15 protein-coding genes are annotated in these 15,072 nt (G+C 53.3%); 2 read left to right on the forward strand and 13 right to left on the reverse strand.

What is annotated here, in order from left to right:
• Nucleotide 1 precedes the first annotated feature (1 nt).
• The 4 genes from mrdA to IP582_RS06865 form a co-directional block, all read right to left on the reverse strand.
• Nucleotides 2-1,903, reverse strand: coding sequence for a peptidoglycan DD-transpeptidase MrdA (gene mrdA, locus IP582_RS06850; RefSeq protein WP_041852136.1), 1,902 nt, complete (start codon nt 1,901-1,903; stop codon nt 2-4).
• Nucleotides 1,904-1,929: 26 nt separating this feature from the next.
• Entirely contained in the window at nt 1,930-2,397 is a 468-nt protein-coding gene (gene rlmH / locus IP582_RS06855) for a 23S rRNA (pseudouridine(1915)-N(3))-methyltransferase RlmH (protein ID WP_193795484.1), read from the reverse strand.
• Nucleotides 2,398-2,400: 3 nt separating this feature from the next.
• Entirely contained in the window at nt 2,401-2,718 is a 318-nt protein-coding gene (gene rsfS / locus IP582_RS06860; RefSeq protein ID WP_041852134.1) for a ribosome silencing factor, read from the reverse strand.
• Between the two features lie 262 nt (nt 2,719-2,980).
• Entirely contained in the window at nt 2,981-3,592 is a 612-nt protein-coding gene (locus IP582_RS06865; RefSeq protein WP_193795485.1) for an adenosylcobalamin/alpha-ribazole phosphatase, read from the reverse strand.
• 97 nt (nt 3,593-3,689) lie between these two features.
• Here IP582_RS06865 and cobD point away from each other — a divergent pair, with 97 nt between their 5' ends.
• Nucleotides 3,690-4,781: a threonine-phosphate decarboxylase CobD gene (gene cobD, locus IP582_RS06870; protein WP_193795486.1), complete on the forward strand. Its 1,092-nt coding sequence runs from the start codon at nt 3,690-3,692 to the stop codon at nt 4,779-4,781.
• On the opposite strand, the gene nadD is transcribed toward cobD, so the two are convergent.
• Genes nadD through leuS form a run of 4 tightly spaced genes read right to left on the reverse strand, consistent with a single transcriptional unit; the run spans nt 4,756 to nt 9,575 of the window.
• A complete protein-coding gene (gene nadD, locus IP582_RS06875; protein ID WP_193796199.1) occupies nt 4,756-5,397 on the reverse strand; it encodes a nicotinate-nucleotide adenylyltransferase in 642 nt (213 codons plus the stop codon). The genes cobD and nadD overlap by 26 nt on opposite strands.
• A 1-nt stretch (nt 5,398) precedes the next feature.
• Nucleotides 5,399-6,430, reverse strand: a complete 1,032-nt coding sequence (gene holA / locus IP582_RS06880; RefSeq protein ID WP_193795487.1) for a DNA polymerase III subunit delta — start codon at nt 6,428-6,430, stop codon at nt 5,399-5,401.
• Nucleotides 6,430-6,978 carry an LPS assembly lipoprotein LptE gene (gene lptE / locus IP582_RS06885; RefSeq protein WP_193795488.1) on the reverse strand — a complete coding sequence of 183 codons (549 nt, stop codon included), beginning with the start codon at nt 6,976-6,978 and terminating at the stop codon, nt 6,430-6,432. Before lptE ends, holA begins: the two co-directional genes overlap by 1 nt.
• Before the next feature lie 14 nt (nt 6,979-6,992).
• Entirely contained in the window at nt 6,993-9,575 is a 2,583-nt protein-coding gene (gene leuS / locus IP582_RS06890; protein WP_193795489.1) for a leucine--tRNA ligase, read from the reverse strand.
• 228 nt (nt 9,576-9,803) lie between these two features.
• On the opposite strand from leuS, the gene IP582_RS06895 reads away from it, so the two are divergent.
• A complete protein-coding gene (locus tag IP582_RS06895) occupies nt 9,804-10,286 on the forward strand; it encodes a zinc ribbon-containing protein (RefSeq protein WP_193795490.1) in 483 nt (160 codons plus the stop codon).
• Between the two features lie 63 nt (nt 10,287-10,349).
• Here IP582_RS06895 and rihA read toward each other — a convergent pair whose 3' ends face one another.
• From rihA to IP582_RS06920, 5 genes are all read right to left on the reverse strand, one after another.
• Entirely contained in the window at nt 10,350-11,291 is a 942-nt protein-coding gene (gene rihA / locus IP582_RS06900) for a pyrimidine-specific ribonucleoside hydrolase RihA (RefSeq protein WP_193795491.1), read from the reverse strand.
• A 118-nt stretch (nt 11,292-11,409) separates the two neighbouring features.
• Nucleotides 11,410-12,135 (reverse strand): amino acid ABC transporter ATP-binding protein, encoded by a 726-nt coding sequence (locus IP582_RS06905; RefSeq protein WP_041852126.1) that lies wholly within the window; start codon nt 12,133-12,135, stop codon nt 11,410-11,412.
• A complete protein-coding gene (gene gltK / locus IP582_RS06910) occupies nt 12,135-12,809 on the reverse strand; it encodes a glutamate/aspartate ABC transporter permease GltK (RefSeq protein WP_193795492.1) in 675 nt (224 codons plus the stop codon). The genes IP582_RS06905 and gltK overlap by 1 nt, the downstream gene beginning before the upstream one ends.
• The gene (locus tag IP582_RS06915) at nt 12,809-13,549 is read right to left on the reverse strand and encodes an amino acid ABC transporter permease (protein WP_041852124.1); all 741 of its coding nucleotides are present in this window, start codon (nt 13,547-13,549) and stop codon (nt 12,809-12,811) included. Before IP582_RS06915 ends, gltK begins: the two co-directional genes overlap by 1 nt.
• Nucleotides 13,550-13,833: 284 nt before the next feature.
• On the reverse strand, nt 13,834-14,772 hold the full coding sequence (locus tag IP582_RS06920; RefSeq protein WP_071193864.1) for an amino acid ABC transporter substrate-binding protein: 939 nt from the start codon (nt 14,770-14,772) through the stop codon (nt 13,834-13,836).
• Nucleotides 14,773-15,072: the final 300 nt, after the last annotated feature.

A 15,072-nucleotide genomic window follows, 5' to 3' on the forward strand; every position in this document is an offset into this window, starting at 1 on the left:
ATTATTGGTCCTCTGCCGCTGTTGATGCCGGGTTTTCCGACGGCAATTCAGTGTTGTTGTCGCCAAGCATTATATGGTCAAGGATTTGGCGCATAATCGTACCGACCGCAGGGCCGGCGCCGCCGTTTTCCAGGATCATTGCAACCGCAACCTGGGGATTATCATAGGGCGCGAACGCCGTCATCAGCTTATGGTCACGCAGACGTTCGGCGATGCGGTGTGCGTTATAGGTTTCGTTAGCTTTCAGCCCGAAGACCTGGGCTGTACCGGATTTCGCCGCGACTTTGTACGGTGAACCGGCAAAATATTTATGCCCGGTACCGTTCGGGCGGTTTGCCACGCCGTACATTCCATCTTTGGCGATTTCCCAGAAGCCGGAGTGCACATCGCCAACCTGTTTTTGCGGCGGCTGTTGCCATGGAACCTGTTTACCGTCTTCCGTCGTACTCATTAACAAGTGCGGTACTTTGACAATGCCGTCGTTAATCAGCGTCATCATCGCTTTGTTCATTTGTACTGGCGTTGCGGTCCAGTAACCCTGGCCAATCCCGACGGGGATCGTGTCCCCCTGGTACCAGGGTTTCTTAAAGCGTTTAAGCTTCCATTCGCGCGTTGGCATATTACCCGAGCGCTCTTCGGCCAGATCGATACCGGTATATTGACCGTAACCAAACTTGGTCAGCCACTCGGCAAGGCGGTCGATGCCCATGTCGTAGGCGACCTGATAGAAGAAGGTGTCCGCTGACTCTTCCAGTGATTTGGTGACATTCAGGCGGCCATGCCCCCACTTTTTCCAGTCACGATAGCGTTTTTCAGAGCCGGGCAGTTGCCACCAGCCCGGATCGAAAAGGGTGGTGTTACGAGTAATCACCCCGGCGCTCAGGGCAGAGACGGCAACATAGGGTTTCACCGTCGATGCAGGCGGGTAAACCCCTTGCGTGGCGCGGTTCACCAACGGTGTGTTCGGATCGTTGAGCAGCGCGGTGTAATCCTTGCTGGAGATGCCATCGACAAACAGGTTCGGATCATAGCTCGGTGTAGATACCAGCGCGAGAATGGCACCATTGCGCGGGTCGGTCACCACGACCGCCGCACGGCTACCCTGCAACAGGGTTTCGATATATTGCTGCAGTTTTAAATCCAGCGTCAGGTAGATGTCATGCCCGGCTTGCGGTGGCACTTCTTTTAACTGGCGAATCACGCGCCCGCGGTTGTTAACTTCGACCTCTTCGTAACCGGTCTGTCCGTGCAGCACATCTTCGTAATAACGTTCGATGCCGAGCTTGCCTATGTCATGCGTGGCGGCGTAGTTCGCCAGCTTGCCTTCTTTATCCAACCGTTCGACGTCTTTATCGTTTATTTTGGATACGTAGCCAATCACGTGCGTCAGCGCTGAGCCGAACGGATAGTAACGGCGTTTATAGCCTTTTACTTCCACGCCAGGGAATCGATATTGATTGACCGCGAAGCGCGCCACCTGAACTTCGTTGAGGTTGGCTTTGACCGGAATCGAGGTAAAGCGATGGGAGCGGGAGCGCTCCTTTTTGAAGTTAGCAATGTCCTCATCGGTCAGGTCCACCACGTCACGCAACGCATTGAGTGTTTGCTCAACGTTGTCGACCTTTTCCGGCATCATCTCAATCTGATAGATCGTGCGGTTCAGCGCCAGCGGCGTGCCGTTGCGATCGTAGATAATGCCGCGACTTGGCGGAATAGGAACCAGTTTGATACGGTTCTCGTTAGAACGCGTCTGGTAGTCAGCATGACGGACAATTTGCAGATTATAAAGGTTGGCGATAAGCACGCCGGTGAGCAGCAAAATCCCTGCAAAAGCGACAAGGGCCCGGCGCACAAACAGCGCAGACTCAGCCGAATAGTCGCGAAAAGAATTCTGTAATTTCATCCGCTGCTTAGTTTACCTGGTGGTCATTACTCACGATGATAAGGATGGTTGGTCGTGATGCTCCATGCGCGATACAAGCTTTCCGCCACCAGCACACGCACCAGCGGGTGAGGAAGCGTCAGCGCAGAGAGTGACCAGCTTTGTTCTGCCGCAGCTTTACAGGCGGGGGATAACCCTTCCGGCCCGCCGATAAGCAGGCTGACGTCACGTCCATCCTGTTTCCAGCGTTCCAGTTCATTTGCCAGTTGCGGCGTATCCCAGGGTTTACCGGGGATATCGAGGGTGACGATCCGATTTTTACCTGTCGCAGCAAGCATCAGTTCACCCTCTTTGTCGAGAATACGCTTGATATCTGCGTTTTTGCCGCGCTTGCCCGCCGGGATTTCCACCAGCTCAAAAGGCATATCTTTCGGAAAACGACGCAAATATTCAGTAAACCCGGTTTGTACCCAGTCCGGCATTTTTGTGCCGACGGCTACCAGTTGCAGCTTCACGCATTAACCCCAGAGTTTTTCCAGCTCATACAGGCGACGACTCTCTTCCTGCATCACATGGACGATGACATCACCCAGGTCTACGACGATCCAGTCAGCGACATTTTCACCTTCCACTCCCAGAGGAAGCATACCCGCAGCACGAGATTCCTGAACCACATGATCCGCGATGGACATGACGTGGCGTGTGGAAGTGCCGGTGCAGATAATCATACAGTCGGTGATACTGGATTTGCCGTGAACGTCGAGTGCGACGATGTCCTGACCTTTCAGGTCATCAATTTTGTCGATTACAAAATCCTGGAGTGCTTTACCCTGCAAGTGTTCCCCCTGGGGTGTACATGAAAACGGTGTAAATAAATGGCCTGACATTATACCTGAACTGCGACTATTGTCGGGACAAATGTCCGACCCTGGCTTTTAAAAAGTGGGCTATCATCCCACCCCATGAGTGAGATTGCATCGCCATTTTTGTAAAACAATTTCTGTAAGGCCGCAGATAGCGGTGCGGAGGATAGCAGCCTGTCCGTGTGTGTCAATGACCTGACTCGCGGGAGAGGCGCGCCGGGTGAAAAAACGGCCGTTAATCCTCCGCTTGCCACACCGCGCGGCTGTTGAGAACGCGTAACATGGAGAAATCATCATGGATGTCCATTGCGCTCCAGGTGCCCTGGTCTACGCGAAAATGCCATAACGACGCCGCTGGCATCTTAAGTAAACTGGCGATGAGCAGACTCAATACGCCCTGATGGCTGACGATCAGCAGATTTTCCGCCGGGCCCCAGTTGGGGAGCTGGCTGATAAAATCTTGTACACGTGCGGAGAACGCCTGAAAACCCTCTCCGTTGGTCGGAATGGCGTTCTGCCAGTCGGCGCACCACGCGGCATAGCTCTGCGGATCTTCCCGGATAAGGTCCCGGTGGTGGCGCATCTCCCAGTCGCCAAAAAACATCTCATTGAGCAACGGCGTTGAGTGTTGAACGATATTGCGATCGTTCAGGACCAGCCTTGCCGTGTGCTGCGCACGTTCGAGTTCGCTGCAAATCACCCGGTCAAAAGGTACTTCGCGCAGCAGGTGATGTAGCGTTTGCGCCTGTGAAATCCCCTTTGCGGTTAGCGGGGTAGGTGAGTGGCCACTGTAGAGTCCTGCAACGTTTGCTTCGGTTTCGCCATGTCGAATCAACCAGAGTCGCATTGTTTTCTCCCGTGCGGTTTTCTGCACGAAGTTTATCATTACACCCTTATTCCTGGTGGCTTTTCGTTTAAAATAACGCTTTTGCCCGGAGCAGAAGATGGCTTTATTTCACAGCGCGCACGGCGGAAATATCCGCGAGGCCGCTGCTATGGTGGGTGTTTCAGCCGAGGATTTATTGGATTTCAGTGCGAATATCAATCCGGCAGGAATGCCCGCGTCATTGAAACACGCTTTACTGAATAATTTTGCCGTGGCTGAGCGCTACCCGGATCCCGAGTATCAGCAATTACATCAGGCGCTTGCCGCACATCATCAGGTTCCCGCCGACTGGATCCTCGCGGGCAACGGTGAAACCGAATCAATATTTACGTTGGTGAAAGGCCTTCTCCCGCGTCGGGTGATGCTCGTCACGCCGGGGTTTGCCGAATATCGCCGCGCCTTGCAATTTTCCGGGTGTGATATCGTCGATTATGCGTTGCGCGAAGAGGATGGCTGGCAGATTACCGGGGCGATTCTTGACGCACTCACCGGTGGCGTTGACTGCCTGTTCCTCTGCACTCCCAATAATCCCACCGGCCTGTTGCCAGATGCTTCACTGATGCATGATATTGCCGCACGCTGTAAGCAGCTCGGTATTACACTGGTGCTGGATGAAGCCTTTATGGATTTCCTTAGCGATCGCGACGGATTTATTCCCCATCTGACGGAAAATCCGCATATTTGGGTGCTGCGTTCCCTGACCAAGTTTTACGCTATGCCGGGGCTACGCCTGGGGTATTTGCTCAGCAGTAATACACATCTTGTCGCCCGTATGCGCCAGCAGCAGATGCCCTGGTCTATTAACGCGTTTGCGGCGATGGCGGGAGAAGTGGTTTTAAACGATAGCGCGTATCAAAAAGAAACATGGCAATGGCTCAACACGGAACGACCGCGCTTGCGTCAGGCGCTGGAAAATTTGCCTGGGTTATTCGTTTGGCCGGGCGTGGCGAATTATCTCTTCTTGCGCTGTGATGCAGGCATTGACCTACAGCAGGCGTTGCTACTCCAGCACATTTTGATTCGCAGTTGCGCCAATTATCCGGGGCTCGACGCGCGTTACTACCGTGTTGCGGTACGCAGCGCGTCAGAAAACGATCGGTTGATTGAGGTGCTGGATAGCGTCCTCAGCGATAGAGGCCGTGCTGATTGATATAATCGAGTACCGTGGCGGGAAGCAGGTCGTCGCAATTCTCGCCTCTTTCCAGCCTTTCACGGATGAGCGTGGCGGAAATGTTGAACCACGGTGTTTCCGCTAAATAGATTTTCCCGGCAGGCAGGGTATGCAAATCATCCGCGTTTTGTGTCAGATGGTCTTCCAGCCACTGCTGATCGGCCGCATTCTCCATGGCTAATGGATAGGCAGGGCGGCGGCAGACAATCAAATGGCTGTTGTTCAGAATAGTTTCATAGTGATGCCATGTCGGAAACGTTAGCAGCGAGTCCTGACCAACAATGAAGGCCAGTGAGCGCTTCGGCCCTTGTTCTTCTCGCCACGCCTGCACGGTTTGCGCCGTGTACGAAGGGCTATCACGCCGTAGTTCGCGCTCATCAAGGGCAAAAAGCGGTTTGTCGCTGATAGCCAGTTCCACCATTGCTTTACGCTGTACGCTTGTCGCCTCAGGCTGCGGGCGATGGGGAGGGACGTTATTGGGCATGATAATGACGCGTGACAGCCCAATCTGGTTTGCCAGTGCTTCGACTGGTTTCAGATGCCCGTAGTGAATAGGATCAAATGTACCGCCAAAAAGTGCCTGCAACTGATTCATATCAACCATCAATAAAAACGTCTGCCAGTGCCTTATGACAGAGTAGCAGAGAAAGTCCTTCCAGCTCTGCCCACACCGACTGACCAAAATCCTGTTTCACCATCAATTCAATACGCGTAAGCAGATGCACAGCCTGGCGCAGTTGCGCATTGCTCAGACGTTGTAGCGCTTCACCGATAAGGCCGCGCCGATTTTGCCAGACCCGGTGTTTATCAAACAGCGAACGCAGCGGCGTATGGGCAGACTGCCGTTTTAGCGTCACCAGTAACGTCAGCTCACGCTGGATAGTACGCAGCAGGATAACCGGTTCGCTGGCTTCGAGTTTAAGCTGATGCAGTATATGAAGCGCGCGTTTACTTTTCCCTGCCAGCAGGGCGTCTACCCAGTGAAATGGCGTAAAGTGAGCGGCATCGTTAACGGCCTGTTCCACGCGCGGTAGCGTCAGCTTACCGTCCGGGAAGAGCAGCGCCAGCCTTTCCAGCGCCTGCGCTGCGGCCAATAGATTACCTTCGTAGCAATAGCAAAGCAGTTGATTCGCGGCATCGTCCAGTTGCAGGTTGTTCTGCTTCGCACGTGCGGCAACCCAACGGGGGAGATTGGTCTGCTCTGGGGTCTGACAACTGACCGAAACGCTGCGATTGGCCAGAGCAGTATACCAGGCGGCATTTTCCTGGGCCTTCGTCAGCTTATTGCCACGCACAATCAATATCAGATCATCATGAAGCAGGCCCACCAGCATGGCGAGGCGTTCATTAAGCGCGGCGTTAGGGCCATTTTCCGGCAACTGTAATGAGAGTATCTGACGGCTGGAAAACAGGCTGAGTGCCTGGCAGATCGCATAGATAGCATCCCAGTCTGTGCTGGCATCAATGGTGAAGGCGTGATGTTCGGTGAAGCCTTGGGCGAAGGCCGCCTGACGTACAGCGTCATGGCTTTCCTGCAATAAAAGAGGGTCATTACCGAGCAGTAAATACGCCGCGCGCAGCCCTTCATTGAGCTGCGCGCGGAGTTGTTCCGGATACAACTTAAGCATTAGCTACCCGGTTTCGCCGCAGGACGCGCGGACGACGGGTTTTTCTCGTTATCTGCCGCTTGTACGCTAGCCAGCTTACGAATCAGCTGTTCTGCCGCCTTGTCGTACATTTCCTGAAGGATGATGTCCTGTTCAGCATCTTTCGCCAGCGCAGTCTGTGGGTTATCAAAGAACGAACGATACACTTTGGTGTTGATCGGGTAGATATCATGGCCCGGAATCAGCACGCTGGCGTCAACTGTCATCACCAACTGATACTCCGCAGTGCGTCCGTCCTGGAAAATAGACGCGGTATCACGTGCGAGAGACATGACACCAAGGCGAAGGGAAGGTACATCTTTACGCAATGAACCTTTCTCCACCAGTTCCACGCCATTCAGCCGCAACTGATTACGTACAGCACGGCTAAGAGGACCATTCGGATCTGCTGAATCAAAGATTATCGTGTTCATATTGCCCGGCACCTGCGTCGTATTACGCAAGTGCCAGCCGCATCCGGCGGTGAGAAGCACCGCCAGAGATAACAACCATGTTGCCAGATATCGCACGCTTCCTCCCGCGCTTAGCCAACGACCAGATTAAGCAGTTTACCCGGTACGTAAATCACTTTACGTACGGTAACGCCATCAAGATATTTTGCGACCAGCGGTTCCTGACCTGCACGTTCACGGACCTGTTCTTCGGTCGCGTCAACGGCAACGGTGATTTTACCGCGCACTTTACCGTTAACCTGCACGACAACCAGCGTGGTGTTTTCAACCATCGCCGCGTCGTCTGCAACCGGCCACGGCGCGTTGTCGATATCGCCTTCGCCGCCCAGTTCTTTCCACAGGGTAAAGCTTGCATGTGGCGTGAACGGGTTAAGCATACGGACAACCGCCAGCAGCGCTTCCTGCAGCAGAGCACGATCTTGCGCGCCTTCGGTCGATGCTTTCGCCAGTTTGTTCATCAGCTCCATAATCGCCGCAATCGCGGTGTTGAAGGTCTGACGACGACCAATATCATCCGTGACTTTAGCGATAGTTTTGTGAACGTCGCGGCGCAGCGCCTGCTGGTCTTCGTTCAGCGCGCTGGCATCCAGCGCCACAACCGGGCCGAGCGCTTTATGTTCATAAGCCAGTTTCCAGACGCGTTTCAGGAAGCGGTTTGCCCCTTCCACACCGGACTCCTGCCATTCCAGCGTCATATCTGCCGGAGAGGCGAACATCATAAACAGACGCACGGTGTCCGCGCCATAGCGCTCAACCATTTCCTGCGGGTCGATACCGTTATTTTTCGACTTGGACATCTTGCTCATACCGGTATACACCAGTTCATGGCCCGCCGCGTCTTTCGCCTTAATAATACGGCCTTTTTCGTCGCGCTCAACGATGGCTTCTTTCGGTGAAACCCAGTTACGCTCGCCGTTTTCGCCAACGTAGTAGAACGCGTCTGCCAGCACCATGCCCTGACACAGCAACTGTTTTGCAGGCTCGTCAGAGTTCACCATACCTGCGTCGCGCATCAGCTTATGGAAAAAGCGGAAGTAGAGCAGGTGCATAATGGCGTGTTCGATACCGCCAATGTAGATATCAACCGGCAGCCAGTAGTTAGCCGCTTTCGGGTCCAGCATACCTTCTTTGTACTGCGGGCAGGTGTAACGCGCGTAGTACCAGGAGGACTCCATAAAGGTGTCGAAAGTATCGGTTTCACGCAGCGCGGGCTGGCCGTTGACGGTGGTTTTCGCCCACTCAGGATCGGCTTTGATCGGGCTGGTGATGCCGTCCATGACCACATCTTCTGGCAGAATCACCGGGATCTGATCTTCTGGCGTTGGGATCACCGTACCGTCTTCCAGCGTCACCATCGGAATCGGTGCGCCCCAGTAACGCTGACGGGAAACGCCCCAGTCACGCAGACGATAGTTGATTTTGCGCTCGCCAACGCCTTTGGCCGCCAGTTTGTCGGCAATGGCATTGAAACCTTCTTCAAAGCTCAGGCCGCTGAATTCGCCGGAGTTGAAGAGAGTGCCTTTTTCGGTCAGCGCTTGTTCAGACAGATCGGGTTCAGAACCGTCAGCTGCCAGAATGACCGCTTTGATCGGCAGATTGTATTTGCTGGCAAATTCATAGTCGCGCTGGTCATGACCCGGAACGGCCATCACGGCACCAGTACCGTACTCCATCAGCACGAAGTTTGCCGCCCAAACCGGAATCTCTTCGCCGGTTAATGGATGAACGGCTTTAAAGCCGGTATCGACGCCTTTTTTCTCCATGGTCGCCATATCTGCTTCGGCCACTTTGGTAGTACGGCATTCGTCGATAAAGGCTGCCAGTTGAGCATTGGTTGCCGCCGCTTTCTGCGCCAGCGGGTGACCCGCAGCCACCGCCAGATAAGTGGCGCCCATAAAGGTGTCCGGGCGGGTTGTGTAAACGGTCAGCGTTTTGTCATAGCCGTTAACGTTAAAGGTGATTTCCACACCTTCGGAACGGCCAATCCAGTTGCGCTGCATGGTTTTCACCGTGTCAGGCCACTGATCCATATGATCCAGGTCGTTGAGCAGTTCTTCGGCATAGGCAGTGATTTTGATAAACCACTGCGGGATCTCTTTACGCTCAACTTTGGTGTCGCAGCGCCAGCAGCAGCCGTCGATAACCTGTTCGTTCGCCAGCACGGTCTGGTCATTCGGGCACCAGTTCACTGCGGACGTTTTCTTATACACCAGGCCTTTTTTATACAGTTCAGTGAAGAACTTCTGTTCCCAGCGATAGTATTCCGGGGTACAGGTGGCCAGCTCGCGGCTCCAGTCATAGCCGAAGCCCAGCATTTTGAGCTGGTTTTTCATGTACGCGATATTGTCGTACGTCCACGGTGCCGGGGCCGTGTTGTTTTTCACCGCCGCGCCTTCGGCAGGCAGACCGAACGCATCCCAGCCAATCGGCTGCAGCACGTTCTTGCCCAGCATGCGCTGATAGCGGGAAATCACATCACCGATGGTGTAGTTACGCACGTGGCCCATGTGTAGTCGGCCAGAAGGATAGGGAAGCATCGACAGGCAGTAATATTTTTCTTTGCTCTCGTCTTCAGTTACTTCGAAGGTACGCTTCTCTTCCCAGTGAAGCTGGACTTTGGATTCTATCTCTTCCGGGCGGTATTGCTCTTGCATGGCAGCCAGTGGTCCTGTATTTGCGATACAGCTACAAATGTAGCGTTTTACGTGGTTTTTCAGATCCGCATAGCATAGCCCAAACGACTTCGTCACAACAGCCTTTCGCACATTTAGCCTGCGAAAAGCCCTCGACGAGAATTTACGCACTCTGTGGGGTAATTGACAAAGCCAACGGTAAATAACGTCTATTATTAGAACAGGTTAACTGCCCGGGAGAGGAAAACAATGAACAAGGTTGCTCAATATTATCGCGAACTGGTTGCATCATTGACCGAGCGGCTACGCAATGGCGAAAGGGATGTTGATGCGCTGGTAGCCCAGGCGCGTCAACGAGTAAGCCAGACCGGGGAGCTAACGCGTACTGAAATCGAAGAGTTAACGCGCGCGGTGCGCCGCGACCTGGAAGAGTTCGCTCGCAGTTATGAGGAAAGCCACGACGATGTCACCGATAGCGTGTTTATGCGGGTTATCAAAGAGAGCTTATGGCAGGAACTGGCGGATATCACCGATAAAACGCAACTGGAGTGGCGTGAAGTTTTCCAGGACCTTAATCATCATGGGGTTTACCACAGCGGCGAAGTCGTGGGGCTTGGCAATCTGGTGTGCGAGAAATGTCACTTCCATCTGGCTATTTATACGCCGGATGTGCTGCCACTGTGTCCGAAATGCGGACATGACCAGTTCCAGAGAAGACCCTTTGAGCCCTAAGTAAATGCACAACGTTTTAATGTTTGCACCCTCTCCCGGTCGGAGAGGGTTGGGGGGAGGGCATCAGGCCGCACTGTAGAATGTCAGACGTTCTGCCAGTAAATCCACAAACCCTTCGCGGTCGACATCGACCATCACGGTGGCATTCGGTTTATTTCCCGTCAGGAAATAGTAATCCACTACCGTCATCCCCTGGGTATATTTGCCCTGCGTTTCTACCCCCACCCAGCGTTCCACAGTGGTGAAGAGGTCCGGTTTCAGCAGCCAGGCGATAGTACAGGGATCATGCAATGGCGCGCCAACAAATCCCCATTTTTCCTGTTTGTGGTACTCCATAAAAAAGTCGAGCAATTCGGCCACAATGGTAGAGATAGGGTTGCCGATGGCACGGAAATGCGCAATGTCATCCGCGTGGATTTGCGCCCGATGCGTGACATCAAGACCTGCCATCACCACCGGAATGCCCGACTGGAAGACAATTTCGGCGGCTTCCGGGTCGACATAGATATTAAATTCCGCCGCAGGGGTCCAGTTCCCAGGCGACATCGCGCCACCCATGATCACAATACGATTGATTTTGCTGTGCAGTTCCGGATGACTGTTTAGCAGCAGGGCTACGTTGGTTTGTGGGCCGGTGGAGACAATAGTGACCGGAACAGGGCTGTCACGTAGTACGGTTGCCATCAGTTCTACGGCGGTACACGACTGGGGTGCAAAAGAGGGCTCCGGCAGGGCCGGGCCATCCAGACCGCTTTCGCCATGCACGTTGTCCGCGATAATAAGTTCACGCATCAGGGGCTTAATGGCGCCACCCGCCACCGGGATATCGCTACGATTGAGCAGGGTGAGCATGCGCAGCACATTACGCAGAGTCTTCTCCGGTGTCTGGTTTCCCGCAGAGGAGGTGATGGCTTTTACGTCGAGTTCGGGTGAGGCGAGAGCAATAACAATTGCGATTGCGTCATCATGACCAGGATCGCAATCAAGAATGATGGGCTGAACCATAGCAACTCCTTGTTAGCATTAGTGTGCGACAAGGTTAAAACGTTGCTGTAAATCAGACGAGAAGTGAAACAGTAAAGCGTGATGAGACGCGCATTCTGATGAATGCGCGTCGGAACGATTAATGCAGGATTTTGGCGAGGAAGTCTTTCGCGCGTTCAGATTTCGGATTGGCGAAGAACTCTTCTTTCGCCGAATCTTCAACGATTTTCCCTTCATCCATAAAGATAACCCGGTGCGCCACCTTGCGGGCAAAACCCATTTCGTGAGTGACCACCATCATGGTCATCCCCTCATTGGCCAGCTCAACCATAACGTCCAGCACCTCGTTGATCATTTCCGGGTCAAGGGCAGATGTAGGTTCATCAAACAGCATCGCGACCGGATCCATACACAGCGCGCGGGCAATCGCCACGCGCTGCTGCTGACCACCGGAAAGCTGCGCCGGAAATTTGTTGGCATGGGCAGACAAGCCAACGCGCTCTAACAGTTTCAGTCCTTTCTCGCGCGCAGCGGTTTTATCGCGTTTAAGCACTTTGACCTGTGCCAGCGTCAGGTTCTCAATGATCGACAGATGCGGGAACAGCTCGAAATGCTGGAACACCATTCCGACATGAGAACGTAGTTTGGCCAGGTTGGTTTTTTTATCGTTCACGGTGGTGCCGTTGACGATAATTTCCCCTTTCTGCACGGGCTCAAGGCCGTTCACCGTTTTGATCAAAGTCGATTTGCCCGAACCGGATGGACCGCAAACGACCACCACTTCGCCTTTTTTCACTTCCGTCGAGCAGTCGGTCAGCACCTGAAAGTGACCATACCATTTAGAAACATTTTTCAGGGTAATCATTAAACTGTCCTTTTCTTCAAATAGCTGACCAACAACGATGCACTCAAGCTAATAGCAAAATAGACGGCACCGGCGAACAGGATCATTTCAACTTGTGTCCCGTCGCGTTCGCCAATGGTGGACGCGGTACGGAAGAAGTCCGCGAGGCTCAATATGTAGACCAGCGAGGTATCCTGGAACAGGACAATCCCCTGGGTCAGAAGCAGTGGGACCATCGCCCGGAATGCCTGCGGCAGGATGATCAATTTCATCGACTGCCAGTGGGTCATGCCCAGCGCCAGCGCTGCACTTGACTGCCCGCGAGAGATACTCTGAATACCGGCACGAATGATCTCAGAATAGTAGGCGGCCTCGAACATGGAGAATGCCACCATTGCTGATATCAGGCGGATATCCGATTTTGGCGACAGACCCAGCACGTTTTGCAGCAGTCCCGGCACAATCAGATAGAACCACAGCAGCACCATAACCAGTGGAATGGAGCGGAAGACATTCACATAGGCCTTCGCAAACCAGGCGATGGGGGCAAAACTGGACAGGCGCATTACCGCCAGCAGAGTCCCCCAGACAATCCCGACGATAATGGCCGTCACGGTAATTTTTAAGGTAATCACCAGTCCCGCCAGCAGATAAGGGATGGACGGGATGATTGAACTCCAGTCAAATTCGTACATTATTTGCCCCCCATATTGCCCGGCAGGCGAATTTTGCGTTCTACCAGATTCATCACCAACATAATGAAGGCGTTAATTAATACATACGCGACGGTAATCGCGGTGAAAGACTCCCAGGCGTGTGCGGAATAATCCAGCAGCTTACCGGCCTGTGCCGCCATATCCACCAGCCCGATAGTGGATGCGATGGCCGAGTTTTTTACGAGGTTCATCATCTCCGAGGTCATCGGTGGGACGATGACGCGATAGGCATTCGGCAGCAGGACATAGCGGTACGTTTGCGGCAGCGTCAGCCCCATGGCGAGACCCGCGTTTTTTTGCCCGCGTGGTAACGACTGAATCGCCGCACGGACCTGCTCGCAGACGCGTGCAGCGGTGAACAAGCCAAGGCAGACCATCGAAGAGACAAAGAACTGAATGTTGGGATCCAGTTCGGATTTGAACCACATGCCAATGTTTTCAGGCAGCAGTTCCGGTACCACCAGATACCAGGTAAAGAATTGCACGATCAGCGGGACGTTACGGAACAGCTCCACATAGCAAGTCCCGATACCGGACAGGATACGATTGGGAACGGTTCGCAGAATACCAAACAGAGAGCCCACCAGGAACGCGATGATCCAGGCAGTGATCGACAGCGCGATCGTGACCTGAAAACCGCTCCACAGCCAGCCGAGATAGGTTGTGTTGCCGAACGGGGCTTGTTGCAGGAAAATTCCCCAGTTCCAGTCTATGGACATAAATCTACTCCAGAAAAAAAAGGGTAGCAGCGCTACCCTCGAAGATTGTGCGAAGAGCTTGTGTTCGCGTCGAATGGGGAACGACCATTCAACGTATAGTCTGTCCGTGCTACTTCAACAATCGAGAGGGCTGGTTATCCCGCCCCTGACTACACTTCATCCACGATGCCGCTTTGTACGGGCTGCTTTGACCTACCCCGACCATGCTATTTGGGGGCCTTTGGGGATCCGTTCAATCGCAGCCCGGATACAGCATCAGCAAATGTGTGTATTCTTTTTGTTAATTAGTTCAGAGCCTTATCATTCGGTTCTTTGAACAGTGCTTTCATCTCGTCAGAGAGTGCGAAATTGAGGTTCAGGTTTTTTGGCGGAATCGGGTTTTTGAACCATTTATCAAACCATTTTTCCGCTTCACCGGAGGTTTGCGCCTTAGCGATGGTGTCATCCATCAGCTTTTTGAACTCAGTATCGCCTTTACGCAGCATGCAGCCGTAAGCTTCCTGTGATTGCGGTTTGCCCACGATATCCCAGTTATCCGCTTTCTTCGCTTTCGCACGTTCACCCGCCAGCAGGGCGTCATCCATCATAAAGGCCACTGCACGACCGCTTTCCAGAGTACGGAAAGAGTCACCATGGTCTTTGGCGCTGATAATGCGCATGTCCATTTTCTGTTCGTCATTCAGCTTGTGCAGCAGGATCTCAGACGTTGTACCGGAGGTCACAACCACCGCTTTGCCTTTCAGATCCGGGAAGTCTTTAATGTCGCCGCCTTTTTTGACCAGAAGACGAGTACCGACCACAAAGATAGTGTCAGAGAATGCGGCCTGCTTCTGACGTTCCAGGTTGTTGGTGGTCGAACCGCATTCGAAATCGAAGGTGCCGTTTTGCAGCAGCGGAATACGGTTTTGTGAGGTAATTGGAATCAATTTAACTTGCAGGTCAGGCTTGTTGAGCTTTTTCTTCACTGCTTCAACGATAGCGTTGGAGTAGTCCTGAGAGTAACCCACAACTTTTTGTTCGTTGTCGTAATAGGAGAACGGTACGGAAGATTCACGGTGTCCGACCACGATCACGCCGTTTTTGGCAATTTTTTCCAGCGTGGGCTGTTGCGCCTCAGCCGGGGCGGCTGCTGCGTCTGCAGGTTTCGCCTCATCGGCGGCATGCGCCAGACCCGCAGACATTCCCATAACCAGCATTGCTGTGGCCAGTTTACGTAATTGCATATCCAACTCCTTTATCGTCGCGCCAGAGACGCATTGATACCCATTGTGAGTGTTGTGTTTGTTATATCCTGCTGCAAAAGCGTGCAGTGTTGTATGCGTTTGTTAGCATTTAGTTTGGCTTAATGTAAAGATTTTGCTGCGGTATTGTTTGTTTTTGCGAAGTGTACCGCACCGTTTGAAGGCAAAAATCTCCCGTTGCACCACTTTAGTGCTGTATGCGATCCGTCATAGTGCGTGCTGTCCGCACATCGGGGAAAATCGCCGTTACATGGATTTATTTTGCAATTGATGTGCCAGAAA

The organism is Citrobacter sp. BDA59-3 (assembly GCF_015167655.1).
Taxonomy (GTDB): Bacteria; Pseudomonadota; Gammaproteobacteria; order Enterobacterales; family Enterobacteriaceae; genus Phytobacter; species Phytobacter diazotrophicus.